General features: G+C 69.4%; 11 protein-coding genes and 5 tRNA genes. 5 read left to right on the top strand and 11 right to left on the bottom strand.

All coding sequences use genetic code 11. From position 1 onward, the window contains the following. Positions 1–66: 66 nt before the first annotated feature. The gene (locus IEZ09_RS33505; RefSeq protein ID WP_189257812.1) at positions 67–828 is read right to left on the bottom strand and encodes a hypothetical protein; all 762 of its coding nucleotides are present in this window, start codon (positions 826–828) and stop codon (positions 67–69) included. Positions 829–1054: 226 nt separating this feature from the next. Here IEZ09_RS33505 and imuA' point away from each other — a divergent pair, with 226 nt between their 5' ends. The 3 genes from imuA' (at position 1055) to IEZ09_RS33490 (ending at position 6654) form a co-directional block, all read left to right on the top strand. Further along, positions 1055–1798: a DnaE2-dependent mutagenesis accessory factor ImuA' gene (gene imuA', locus IEZ09_RS33500; RefSeq protein WP_229813178.1), complete on the top strand. Its 744-nt coding sequence runs from the start codon at positions 1055–1057 to the stop codon at positions 1796–1798. Further along, on the top strand, positions 1795–3297 hold the full coding sequence (locus IEZ09_RS33495) for a DNA polymerase Y family protein (protein WP_229813177.1): 1503 nt from the start codon (positions 1795–1797) through the stop codon (positions 3295–3297). Before imuA' ends, IEZ09_RS33495 begins: the two co-directional genes overlap by 4 nt. Positions 3298–3360: 63 nt before the next feature. Then, complete coding sequence (locus tag IEZ09_RS33490) at positions 3361–6654, top strand: error-prone DNA polymerase (protein WP_189257811.1); 3294 nt, start codon at positions 3361–3363, stop codon at positions 6652–6654. Here the strand turns inward: IEZ09_RS33490 and IEZ09_RS33485 are convergent. After that, a complete protein-coding gene (locus IEZ09_RS33485) occupies positions 6637–7047 on the bottom strand; it encodes a nuclear transport factor 2-like protein (protein ID WP_189257810.1) in 411 nt (136 codons plus the stop codon). The two genes, IEZ09_RS33490 and IEZ09_RS33485, sit on opposite strands and share 18 nt — an antisense overlap. Before the next feature lie 63 nt (positions 7048–7110). On the opposite strand from IEZ09_RS33485, the gene IEZ09_RS33480 reads away from it, so the two are divergent. After that, positions 7111–7719, top strand: a complete 609-nt coding sequence (locus IEZ09_RS33480; RefSeq protein ID WP_189257809.1) for a TetR/AcrR family transcriptional regulator C-terminal domain-containing protein — start codon at positions 7111–7113, stop codon at positions 7717–7719. A 7-nt stretch (positions 7720–7726) separates the two neighbouring features. On the opposite strand, the gene IEZ09_RS33475 is transcribed toward IEZ09_RS33480, so the two are convergent. The 6 genes from IEZ09_RS33475 to IEZ09_RS33450 all read right to left on the bottom strand — a co-directional run bounded on the left by IEZ09_RS33475 (position 7727) and on the right by IEZ09_RS33450 (position 9096). After that, a tRNA-Ser gene (locus IEZ09_RS33475) sits at positions 7727–7818 on the bottom strand. An 11-nt stretch (positions 7819–7829) separates the two neighbouring features. Further along, positions 7830–7917 (bottom strand) — tRNA-Ser (locus tag IEZ09_RS33470). A 10-nt stretch (positions 7918–7927) separates the two neighbouring features. After that, positions 7928–7999: transfer RNA gene (locus IEZ09_RS33465), tRNA-Phe, on the bottom strand. Between the two features lie 102 nt (positions 8000–8101). After that, positions 8102–8174 (bottom strand) — tRNA-Asp (locus IEZ09_RS33460). Positions 8175–8178: 4 nt separating this feature from the next. Then, positions 8179–8250: transfer RNA gene (locus IEZ09_RS33455), tRNA-Arg, on the bottom strand. Positions 8251–8532: 282 nt separating this feature from the next. Then, complete coding sequence (locus tag IEZ09_RS33450) at positions 8533–9096, bottom strand: dihydrofolate reductase family protein (RefSeq protein WP_189257808.1); 564 nt, start codon at positions 9094–9096, stop codon at positions 8533–8535. 75 nt (positions 9097–9171) lie between these two features. On the opposite strand from IEZ09_RS33450, the gene IEZ09_RS33445 reads away from it, so the two are divergent. Continuing rightward, positions 9172–9747: a TetR/AcrR family transcriptional regulator gene (locus IEZ09_RS33445; protein WP_189257807.1), complete on the top strand. Its 576-nt coding sequence runs from the start codon at positions 9172–9174 to the stop codon at positions 9745–9747. On the opposite strand, the gene IEZ09_RS33440 is transcribed toward IEZ09_RS33445, so the two are convergent. Genes IEZ09_RS33440 through IEZ09_RS33430 form a run of 3 tightly spaced genes read right to left on the bottom strand, consistent with a single transcriptional unit; the run spans position 9744 to position 11813 of the window. After that, complete coding sequence (locus IEZ09_RS33440; protein WP_189257819.1) at positions 9744–10037, bottom strand: DUF3017 domain-containing protein; 294 nt, start codon at positions 10035–10037, stop codon at positions 9744–9746. The genes IEZ09_RS33445 and IEZ09_RS33440 overlap by 4 nt on opposite strands. Positions 10038–10050: 13 nt before the next feature. Then, on the bottom strand, positions 10051–10899 hold the full coding sequence (locus tag IEZ09_RS33435; protein ID WP_189257806.1) for a bifunctional methylenetetrahydrofolate dehydrogenase/methenyltetrahydrofolate cyclohydrolase: 849 nt from the start codon (positions 10897–10899) through the stop codon (positions 10051–10053). Then, positions 10896–11813: a DMT family transporter gene (locus IEZ09_RS33430; protein WP_189257805.1), complete on the bottom strand. Its 918-nt coding sequence runs from the start codon at positions 11811–11813 to the stop codon at positions 10896–10898. Before IEZ09_RS33430 ends, IEZ09_RS33435 begins: the two co-directional genes overlap by 4 nt. Between the last annotated feature and the right edge of the window lie 112 nt (positions 11814–11925).

The raw sequence follows: 11925 nt of genomic DNA, 5'->3' as shown, positions 1-11925 counted from the left end.
AGATCGCTAACAATCCATCGGTGGATCCGGGCTCAGGTGAACAAATGCGCCGTTCATCGTTTCCGGTCAGAGCTTGGCGACCATCTCCTGTGCCACGCTCAGTGCCGCGGCCTCGAACTCCGCGGCGTCCGGCTTCTTGTTGGTGAAGATGCCCACGTCCCAGCCGATGTAGTTGACCTCCACCACGTTGTCGCCCTTGCGCACGTAGATGGTGAGGTCCATGTACGCCGACGTGGAGTCCAGCAGCACGGCGGTGGCTTCGTCACCGAGACCGTCGAGCGGTTTCTGCCGCATCGTGCCCTGGGTGTTGGACATGGCCTGCTGGACCTTCTGCTGGTACTCGCGCCCGGCGTCCTTCGGAACGTTCATCACGTACACGCTGGTTTCGCGCAGCCCGCTGCCGTCGACGCCCCTGGTCTGGTTCCAGGAGCACCTCGTGTTCTTGCCGGTCGGCGAGTCCCGCTCGGACGAGCCGAGCCCGTTCGGGTTCGTCGTGCGCGCCTTGGCCAGTGCGGCCTCGGAGACGTTGCCGCACAACGCGGGCAGCGCGTCGTTGCGTTTGGGACCACCGCCGTCCCTGTTGGCGTGGAGGTAGAAGAAGAGCGCGATGCCGCCGCCACCGAGCACCAGCAGGCCGACGAGGATCGACACGATGATGATCGGGGCCTTGCTCTTCTTCCTCGGCGGCTGGGGCGGGTAGCCGTAGCCGGGCTGCTGCCATCCGGGTGGCGGCGGTTGCTGCTGCCAGCCGCCGGGTGGTTGCTGCGGTTGCCAGCCGTGCGGCGGTGGCGGTTGCTGCTGCCAGCCGTGCGGAGGTGGTTGGTTCACCGGCTTTCCCCTCGACTTTCCGGGTGATCCGGCCACCGTAGATGACCTTGCCGGGCGCCGTGGACCTGTCCCCCAAAAGAGTGACGTTCCGGCATTGACAGGGGGGTGCGCAGGCGCGCTACGATCATCCCGTTCGTTCGAACAGGAGTTCGAATAGCAAGTCGCCGAACTTCCCGCGGCGACCGTGCACAGGGGTGCGCACGGTCCGAGACGGGAGGTGGGTGGAGTGTCCAGGTCGGCAACGGCGTCGTTGGCCGCGCTCGGGGTGAACCCGGCCAGCGAGCTGACCAGCACCACCACCGACCACGCCACGGGGCGGGTGTTGCCGGTTCGCGGGGAACTGGCGGGCCTGCTGCCGTGGGGCGGCTTGCGGCGAGGCAGCACGGTGTCGGTGGGCGGATCGACATCGTTGCTGCTCGCCCTGCTCGCGGGCGCGACCGCGGACGGCTGCTGGGCCGCCGTGGTCGGCCTTCCGCAGGTGGGCGTGCTGGCCGCGGCCGAGCTCGGGGTCTCGGTGCAGCGGCTGGCACTCGTCCCCCGTCCCGGCGCCGATCCGGGGCCCGTCATCGCGGCCCTGCTGGACGGCATCGACCTGGTGGCCGTCGCGTGCCCACTACCTCCTTCCCTCGCACGCCGGCTCACGGCCCGTGCGCGGCAACGTCGTGCCGTCCTGATCGCGTTCGGTTCCTGGCCTTCTGCCGACGTGGAGCTGACCGCGGAGTCGGTGCGCTGGAACCCGCTCGACGACGGCGCGGACACGTTGCGGCGTCAGCAGATCAGCGTGCGCAGCGGTGGCCGCGGCTCCGCGGGCAAGCCGCGGCAGATGGTGCTGACGTTCGGGGAAGAAGAGATCGAGCTCCCGCTGGTGGCCGGCGAACCGGCCAGGTCCGACGAGCCGGCTGATGCCGGTCCGGACCGGGTCGACGAGCTGGCCGCCAGGCGGGCCGCACCTCGGGATCGTCCCGCGTGAAGGACACCCGTCTGCTCGCGGTCTGGTGCCCGGACTGGCCCGTCGTCGCCGCCTGCACCGCCACCGGCACCAGCCAGCACGTGCCGGTGGCGGTTCTCGACGGCAACGAGATCGTGTCCACCTCGGCCGTCGCACGCGCCGAGGGCATCCGCAGTGCCATGCGCAAACGCATGGCCGAGTCGCTGTGCCCCGAGCTCGTGACCTTCGAGCACGACCCGCAGCGCGACGCCAGGTTCTTCGAGCCGGTCGCGGAGGCCGTCGAGGAGCTCGCGCCCGGCATCGAGGTCGTGCAGCCGGGACTGGTCGCGGTGCCGGCGCGCGGCCCGGTCGGCTACTTCGGATCAGTCGAGCAGGCGGCCGAACGCATCGTCGACCACATCGCCGCGAAGACGAACGTCGAAGCCCAGGTGGGGGCGGCCGACAGCCTCTTCGCCGCCACGAAAGCCGCGCACCGCAACGTGATCGTCCCGCCGAACCGGACCGCGGAGTTCCTCAGACCGTTGGGCGTGCACGAACTCGACGCCCCGGAACTGGTCGACCTGCTGCGAAGACTCGGCCTGAAAACCCTCGGGGCGTTCGCGGACGTGCCGGAGAACGCCGTGGCGTCGAGGTTCGGCGGCCCTGCCACGCGCCAGCACCGCCTCGCGCGCGGCCTGCCGGAACGCCCGCTCGACAAGCGCAGGCCCGCGCCGGAGCTGGCCGTCACGGAAACCTTCGACGACCCGGTCGACCGGATCGACTCGGCCGCGTTCGCCGCGAAGATCCTCTCGGAACGGCTGCACGAGAACCTCGCGAACCGCAGTCTCGCGTGCACCAGGCTCGGCATCCACGCCCGCACCGAGAACGACGAGGAGCTGCACCGGGTGTGGCGGGCCGCGGAACCGTTGACCCCACGGGGAATCGCGGACCGCGTGCGCTGGCAGCTCGACGGCTGGCTCACCCGCGAGCGCCTCACCTCCGGCATCAGGACGCTCACCCTCGAACCGGTCGAGGTCGTCAACGGCACGGCGCTCCAGCTCGGACTGTGGGGCCACGACGACGAACGCGCGGTGCGGGCACTGCTGCACGTCCAGGGTCTGCTCGGCCCGGACGGCGTGCTCACGCCGGTGCTCGACGGCGGCCGTGGACCGAAGGAGCAGGTCAGGCTCGTGCCGTGGGGCGACGAACGGGTGCCGCTGCAGAACCCCGGCCACCCGTGGCCAGGCCGGTTGCCCAGGGCGCCCGCGACGCTCGCCGACGACCCCGCCGACCTGAGGGACTCCGACGGCAACGAGGTCGGCGTGACCGGCCGTCTCGAACTCACCGCGCGGCCCAGAAGCCTTGTCGTGAAAGGAAAAGCGCAGGAGGTGACCGCGTGGGCCGGGCCGTGGCCGGTCGACGAGCGGTGGTGGGCGCCGGACCCGCACCGGGCGGCGCGCATCCAGGTGCAGACGCCGGATCAGGCGTTCCTGCTGATCCGCAGGGACCAGAGGTGGTTTCTGGAAGGGGTGTACGACTGATGCACGACGAGCAGTACTGGGATCTGCTGGAGCTCCTGATCCCGTTGCCGCGCAAGGCACCTGATGGGCTGGAATAACCCGCCGGTCCGCTGGAAGGAGCTGGAACGCGCTCTGTCCGGCAAGCCCGTCGAGCAGAAACCCGACGGCGGCGACGGTCCTGGCTGGTCACGGCACCGCGACCGGTACACCGCGCCGCCGGGTTTCGAGCTGCGCGTGGACGAGCTCGCGGTCACCCGCAAGCGCGTGCCGTACGCGGAGCTGCACTGCCACTCGAACTTCAGCTGGCTCGACGGCGCGAGCCACCCCGAGGAGCTCGTCGAGGAGGCGCAACGGCTCAAGCTCGACGCCATCGCGATCACCGACCACGACGGCATGTACGGCGTGGTCCGCTTCGCCGAGGCCGCGAAGGAACTCGGCATGCACACGGTGTTCGGCGCCGAGCTCAGCATCGGGCTCAGCAAGCCCGCCAACGGAGAACCGGATCCCGAGGGTGATCACCTGCTTCTCCTCGCACGCCAGCAGGAGGGCTACCACCGGCTGTGCCGCACACTCACCACCGGCCATCTCCACGACGACGCGGAGAAGGGTAAACCCGTCTACGACCTCGACCAGATCGTCGAGGACACTCGCGGCGAGGTCGTGGTGCTGACGGGCTGCCGCAAGGGAACCGTCCGCAGAGCGCTCACCAGGGAAGGACCGGAGGCGGCGTTCCGGGAGATCCAGCGGCTCACCGATCTGTTCGGCACGAGCCGCGTCTACGTCGAGCTGACCGACCACGGGCTGCCGGAGGACAGCAGGCGCAACGACCTCCTCTTCGCGATGGCGCAGCAGCTCAAACTCCCCGTCGTGGCAACGAATGCCGTGCACTACGCCACCGCGAGCCGGGGCAGGCTGGCTGCCGCGATGGCCGCCGTGCGCGCGCGGAGCAGCCTCGACGACATGGCCGGCTGGCTGCCACCGGCCCCCGCCGCGTTCCTGCGCAGCGGTGAGGAGATGTGGCACAGGTTCCGCCGTTTCCCCGGCGCCGTGCACAACGCCGCATTGCTCGGCATGCAGCTGGCGTTCGACCTGAGGCTGGTCGCGCCGCAGCTGCCGCCGTTCGACGTGCCGCCCGGCCACACCGAGAGCACCTGGCTGCGCGAGCTCACCTACGAGGGCGCACACCGCCGGTACTCCGACTCCGAGAACAGGGAGAAGGCGTTCGCGCAGATCGAGCACGAGCTGAAGATCATCGAACAGCTCGGCTTCCCCGGCTACTTCCTGGTCGTGCAGGACATCGTGAACTTCTGCAAGCGCAACGACATCCTCTGCCAGGGTCGGGGTTCCGCCGCGAACTCCGCGGTGTGCTTCGCGCTCGGCATCACCAACGTCGACGCCGTCCGCTTCGACCTGCTCTTCGAACGCTTCCTCGCCCCCGCCCGCGACGGCCCTCCCGACATCGACGTCGACATCGAGTCCGACCGCCGCGAGGAGGTGATCCAGTACGTCTATGAGAAGTACGGCCGCCGCCACGCCGCGCAGGTCGCGAACGTCATCACCTACCGCGCCCGGTCCGCCGTGCGCGACATGGCCCGTGCCCTCGGCCACTCGCCTGGCCAGCAGGACGCGTGGAGCAAGCAGATAGACAGGTGGGGCCCGCTGGCGACCACCACCGACGACTGCGACATCCCGCGTCCGGTGCTGGAGTTGTCCGCGCAGCTGGAGAACTTCCCGCGCCACCTCGGCATCCACTCCGGCGGCATGGTGATCTGCGATCGCGCGGTCAGCGAGGTCTGCCCGGTGGAGAAGGCGCGCATGCCGAACCGCACGGTGCTGCAGTGGGACAAGGACGACTGCGCGTCGATCGGCCTGGTGAAGTTCGACCTGCTGGGCCTCGGCATGCTCTCCGCCCTGCACTACGCCATCGACCTCGTGCGCGACCACGAAGGCGTCGACGTCGACATGGGACGCATCGATCTCACGGACGAGCGTGTCTACGAGATGCTGCAGAAAGCCGACTCCGTGGGCGTTTTCCAGGTGGAGAGCCGCGCGCAGATGGCGACGTTGCCGCGCCTGAAGCCGCGCACGTTCTACGACCTCGTCGTCGAGGTGGCGCTGATCCGGCCTGGCCCGATCCAGGGCGGCTCGGTGCACCCGTACATCAGGCGCCGCAACGAGACCGAGAAGTGGGACTACGACCACCTGCTGCTGGAGAACGCGCTCCGCAAGACCTACGGCGTCCCGTTGTTCCAGGAACAGCTCATGCAGATCGCGGTCGACGTGGCCGGCTTCACCGCCGCCGAGGCCGACGAACTGCGCAGGGCGATGGGCGCCAAGCGTTCGACCGCGCGCATGGAACGCCTGCGCGACCGCTTCTACGAGGGCTGTCACGCCCAGGGCATCGACGACGAGCTGGCCGGCCGCATCTACGCGAAGCTGCTGGCGTTCGCGAACTTCGGCTTCCCCGAGTCGCACGCCCTGTCGTTCGCCCACCTGGTGTTCGTGAGCGCGTGGTTCAAGCTCTACTACCCGGCGGCGTTCTGCGCGGCGCTGCTCCGGGCCCAGCCGATGGGCTTCTACTCGCCGCAGTCCCTGGTCGCCGACGCCCGCCGTCACGGCGTCACCGTGCACGGCCCGTGCGTGAACCGGTCGCTGCCGTACGCGGGCCTGGAGCCGTTCGAGGGTGCCAACGCCGTCCGCATCGGCCTGGAGGCGGTGCGCGGGATAGGCACCGCGGACGCCGAACGAATCGTTGCCGCACAACCGTTCCGCGACATGGAGGACTTCGGCTCCCGCGTGCAGCTGACCACGGCCCAGGTCGAGGCCCTGGCCACCGCGGGCGCCTTCTCCTGCTTCGGTCTCGAACGCCGCGAGGCGCTGTGGGCGGCGGGCGCGGTGGCCGCGATCCGTCCCGACCGCCTGCCGGGCACCACGGTCGGGGTGGACGCGCCTTCGTTGCCGGGCATGGACGACGTCGAGCTGGCGGTGGCGGACGTGTGGGCCACCGGGCTGTCGCCGGACAGCTTCCCGACCCAGTTCGTGCGGTCCACATTGGACTCGATGGGTGCGCTCACCACCGCCGCGCTGTCCTCGGTCGAGCCGGGGACTCGGGTGCTCGTCGGCGGCGCGGTGACCCACCGGCAACGGCCGGCGACGGCGGGCGGCGTCACGTTCCTCAACCTCGAGGACGAGACCGGGATGGTGAACGTCGTGTGCTCGCCGGGGCTGTGGGCGCGGTACCGCAGGGTGGCGCGCAGCAGCGGGGCGATGCTCGTGCGGGGTGTGGTCGAGTCGGCAGAGGGCGTGGTCAGCGTGATGGCCGACCGGTTGCAGCACCTCGACCTGCGGATCCCGTCCCGGTCACGCGACTTCCGCTGACCGGATCATCTCCACCAGGCCGCTGAGGTCCTTCTCGAAGGTGAACTCGCGCAGGAGCGTGACCGGCCTGCCGTCCTCCAGCCGCCAGATGAACGTGTAGAGCGCGGGCACACCCTCCTCGACCCGGCGCATCACGACGGCTCCGCTGTCGCCGAACACGGAGGTCGCCGGGAAGCTGATGTCGTCGATGGAGTCGCCCACCTTCTGTCCCTGTTCGCGCAGCGCGCGGAACCGGGCCATGAACTGGTCCTTGGTCAGCGTGACCACCTGACCGGCCTCGTCGACGCGCACGTTCACGAACGCCGGGTCGTACAGCTCGTCCAGCTTCTCCACGTCCATCGCCAGCCCGGCCCGCAGATAGGTCCGCATGCTGTCCATCAGTGCCTGATGCACCGCAACCCCCTCTATAACGTCGTTACATCGAAGCCACTGTAACACCCTTATAGACTGCTCGTCGTGGCTCTGGACGCGACGACGATCGTGCGGGAGGCCCTGGCGCTGCTGCGGCACGAAGGCCTGCCGGGGGTGACCTTCCGCAACCTCACCAAGCGGCTGGGGGTGAAGGCGCCCGCCATCTACTGGCGTTTCGAGAACAAGCAGCAGCTCCTGGAGGCCATGGCCGAGGCGATCCTGCGGGAGCGGTTCGCGGATCTCGCACCGTTCTCGGGAGCCGAGCCGTGGCAGAGGTGGCTCGTCGAGCTGCTCCGCCGCCTGCGCCGGGCGCTCCTGGCGTATCCGGACGGCGCTCGTGTCGTCGTCGGTGCGCGGCCTCTGGAGACGCCCACCCTCGCTCGTATCGCCGAGTGCGCACTGCACGGCGCAGAGCAGGCCGGCCTCGACGTGCAGCACGCGGCGAGCGTCGTCTTCACCGCGCTGCACTACACGTTCGGGCACGTCATCGAGGAACAGGACTCGGCAGAGGCGGACCGGATGGACGGCGAGGCGGCGGAGAGGTTCGCCCGGGAGTTTCCGACCATCGCCCGTGTGCTCGCCGGCGCCAGAACTGCCGGGACCACCCGCGACGACGTCTACGACGCGGGCCTCGCGTTGATCATCGGAGCCTGACGGCTGGTGGCGGAGGATGCAGGATTCGAACCTGCGCGGCGCTCGCGCGCCGACCACCGTTTTCGAGACGGATGCCTTACCGGGCTCGGCCAATCCTCCTCGCAGGGACGCGGAGGGCGCGCGGGTCGAACGCGCGCCGGGCACGATGCCCGGACCACGGAGTAGCAATCCGGTGCCTTACCACTCGGCCAGCCCTCCTCGTCCTGCGTGGCTCCCCGGGGAGTCGAACCCCGCCCTCCGGATCTTCACCCCGGTGCTCTGCCAGTTGAGCTAAAGAGCCTGGTGCACCCCCGAAGGGGTGCCAGTCGGATGCCCGCGAGTCGAACGCGGTGTGTCCTCATCCCAAATGAGGCGGGTTGCCGTCTCCCTCGCATCCGCGGAGCGCTCACGACGGGACTCGAACCCGCGATAGCCGCATCGACAATGCGGTGCCATAGCCGCTAGGCGACGTGAGCTCAGTACCCCTGCCAGGAATCGAACCTGGACTTCGGCGTTCGTAGCGCCGCGCTCTTTCCGTTGAGCTACAAGGGCAGGAATTGAATGTGCGCGAAATTGAGAAAGCCGCCCTGATCGGTTTCCCGATGGGGGCGGCTCCCTTGGTCATGACCTGGACCTCAGGTCACGGTGGGGAGCCGTCGCCGCTGGTGAACGACGCGAACGAGCGTCGTGAGGCGCGGTCGTCAGACGGTCGCGCGTCAGCGAAAGCAGCGCTGTCAAAGCGCTCCACTCGCATCTGCTGGCTCGTCATGACGTTCCCCTTCGGCTTGGTGTGGTCCAAGTATTGCGGGCGCACACGGCGCCCGTCAATCATTTTTAGGAACGCTCGTAAGTCATGAACGAAACCCCGCTCTCGAACAGGCGCGCGTCGGTGCGCCGGAACTTCGTGATGTCGGCCTTCCCGTCGAACAACGGGATTCCGCGGCCGAACACGACCGGGTGGATCTTGAGGAGCAGCTTGTCGATCAACGGCAGCAGCTCGGCGGCCAGCTTGCCTCCGCCGCACAGCCAGATGTCGAGGCCGTCCTCCTCCTTCAGCTCCCGCACGCGGCCGGCGACGTCCTGGCGGATGACCGCCACGTCGTGCGGGGTGTCGATCAACGAGGAGGACACCACGAACTGCCGCAGGTGGGCGTACGGCGACGGCAGGCCGCCCGGCACCTGGTAGGTGTTGCGGCCCATCAGCACGGTGTCGAAGTTCCGGTTCGGTGCGTCCTGCAGGCCGAGTGCCGAGCGGAACTGGGTGGGCAGGGTGTCCGGGTACTCGGCGTTGATGCCTTCCATGTGGTCGCCTTCGAAGACGAACCCGTCGAAGGTCCCGTCCTCGGCCGCGATGAACCCGTCCAGCGTCACTGCCACGTAGTAGACGAGCTTTCGCATACGAACCATCCCCTCAGAGGTTTTCAACCACGACAACTGTAGTACTATGGCTGTAGTGGTTGTCAAGGAGGATCTGTGGTTCGGAACGAAGCACGGCGAACCGCCCTGTTGGACGCGGCGATCGACGTCCTGGCGGAAGAGGGGGCGCGGGGCCTGACCTACCGCGCGGTCGACGCGAAGGCGGGGGTGCCCGCGGGCACGGCGTCGAACTACTTCGCCAACCGCGACGACCTCATGTCGGAGGTGGCGATCAGGGTGACCCAGCGGCTGGTGCCGTCCGACGAGTCGATCGCCCAGTCGCTGGCACTGCCCCGCGACAAGTCGCTGACCATCAGGTTCATGCACGACATCGTCAGGCGGGCGGACGCCGACAAGGCCTGCTACCTGGCGTTGATGGAGTTGCGGCTGGAGGCCACGCGCAGGCCTGACCTCCGCACGGCGCTCACCAGGACGATGGCCGACAACCTCGAGTTCAACATCTCGTTCAACGAGGAGTCGAAGCTGCCGGGCGACCGGATGACCGTCATCCTGCTGTACTTCGCGATGACGGGGTTCATCTACGAACGGCTGACCCTGCCGGACATCACCGAGCCGATGGACCTCGACGAGTTCATCGAGGTCCTCGTCGACAGAGCCATCGGCTCCGACTAACGACTCAGCGGGCCGCCGGTGATCGTCAACGCCACGGCGATCACCACGATGCCCAGCGTCGAGTACAGGAACGCGTCCATGCCGCGGCCGCGGATCTTGATCAGGCCTGCCTGCTCGTCGGTCACGAGGATCCGCAGCACGGCCGCCACCAGCAGCGACAGGCCGAGCAGCACGGCGCCCTGCCGCCAGTGGTACTGGAAGATCCGCACCAGGCCGAGCACGCCGACCCCGAGCACCAGCGCGAACGGCAGGTGCTTGCCGGGGCCCGACCGCCAGCGCTGTTCCGGCATGAGCGCTTCCGCGTCAGACCGTCGCATGGGCGCGCTCGGCGGCTTCGACGGTGTTGGTCAGCAGCATCGCCACGGTCATCGGGCCCGCGCCGCCGGGGATCGGGGCGAGCCAGCCGGCGACCTCGCGGACGTCGGGGGCCACGTCGCCGACCAGGCCGGCCTCGGTGCGGGTGATGCCGACGTCGATCACGGCCGCGCCCGGCTTGACCATGTCCTTGGTGATCAGGCCCGCGCTGCCGGCGCCCGCGATCACGATGTCCGCGCGGCGCACCTCGGCCGCGAGGTCCTTGGTGCCGGTGTGGCACAGCGTCACGGTCGCGTTCTCGCTGCGGCGGGTGAGCAGCAGGCCGATCGGGCGGCCCACGGTGACGCCGCGGCCGACCACGGTGACGTTCGCGCCCGCGAGCGGCACGTCGTAGCGGCGCAGCAGCTCCACGATGCCGCGCGGCGTCGCGGGCAGCGGCGCGTCGACACCGAGGACGAGCTTGCCCAGGTTGACCGGGTGCAGGCCGTCGCCGTCCTTGGCAGGGTCGATGCGCTCCAGGATCGCGTTCGCGTCCAGGTGCTTGGGCAGCGGGAGCTGCACGATGTAGGCGGTGACCTCGGGGTTCGCGTTCAGCTCGTCGATGACGGCTTCCAGCTCCTCCTGCGTGGTCGACTCGGGCAGGTCGCGGCGGATCGACTTGATGCCGACCTTCTCGCACGCCCTGTGCTTGCCCTTCACGTACGAGTGCGAGCCGGGGTCGTCACCGACCAGCACGGTGGCCAGACCGACCGGCACCGGCAGCGCGGCGACCCGCGCCTTGAGGTCCTCGAACAGCGCGTTCCGGGTTTCGTTGCCGTTGAGCAGCGTCGCAGTCACGTCCTCATCCTCCCACTGGGCAGCGCGGCGACGCCCACCGACACCAGCGTCAGCACCACGCCGATCACCGTCGGCAACGCGAGGTGACCGCTCACCGCGTCCAGCAACACAGCCCCGACGAGCTGCCCGCACACCGCGCACAATCCGACCATCAACACGCCGATGAACCGCACCGACACGATCGCGCCGCCCACGCCGACGATGCCGAGCAGTCCGCCGAGGTAGAGCCACCACTGACCGGGGAACTCGGCCACGCCGCGCGCGGCCACCAGGTTGACGAGCAGCAGCGCCGCCGTGCCCGTGGTGAAGTTCACCAAGATCGTGGCCACCGAGTGGCCGGCGGCCTCGCGCACCAGCCCGTTCACCGCCTGCTGCCAGCCCATCAGCAGTCCCGCGACCAGCGGCAGCACCGCGAGCCACAACTCGTCCGGCGACGTGAACCGGTGCGAGACGGCGACCACCACCGCGACCACGCCGACCGCCGCTCCGAGCACGCGGGTGATCGTGAGCGGCTTGGCCTCGCCCGGCCCGATCCCCCTGCGGTCCACGACGAGGCTGCTCACGACCTGGCCGACGACGACCGCGACCGTGAACACCGCCACACCGATCGTCGCGATCGCGATTCCCTGCGAGGCCACCAGGAACGCGCCGGAGACCCCGCCGACGCACTCCCACCAGCGGATCCGGTGAGCTGCCAGCGAGTCCCGCAGCCTGCGCAGGCCGTCCCGTCCGGACTGTCGCGACAGGACCGCGGCGACCAGCACGAGCCACCCGCCGCCGAACGAGATCAACGCGGCCAGGAAACCGTTGTGCAACGACTGCGCCAGCGATCCGTTGACCCGGCCCTGGACCGCGACGGCCACACCGCCGATCGCTGCCAGCAGACCACCGGTCAACTGCGCGGATCGGGACAAAGCTCCTCCAGCTCCTCGACAGGGTGTTCTTGATCAGCTTTAACCGGGAAGGGCCGCCGCGTTATGGTCGGTCCTCCACCGTTCGGCGCAGCGGCGGGGGACGTGTGCGATC

This window comes from Lentzea flava, from assembly GCF_014648475.1.
Taxonomy (GTDB): domain Bacteria; phylum Actinomycetota; class Actinomycetes; order Mycobacteriales; family Pseudonocardiaceae; genus Lentzea; species Lentzea flava.
Note: the sequence above shows the minus strand (reverse complement) of the source record. Positions and strands in the feature narration are given on the sequence as shown.

Coding starts and splice junctions, on each gene's coding strand:
- IEZ09_RS33490 (WP_189257811.1), top strand. CDS start 3,361: ATGGGCTGGAATAACCCGCCGGTCCGCTGGAAGGAGCTGGAACGCGCT.
- IEZ09_RS33450 (WP_189257808.1), bottom strand. CDS start 9,096: ATGCGAAAGCTCGTCTACTACGTGGCAGTGACGCTGGACGGGTTCATC.
- IEZ09_RS33440 (WP_189257819.1), bottom strand. CDS start 10,037: ATGCCGGAACAGCGCTGGCGGTCGGGCCCCGGCAAGCACCTGCCGTTC.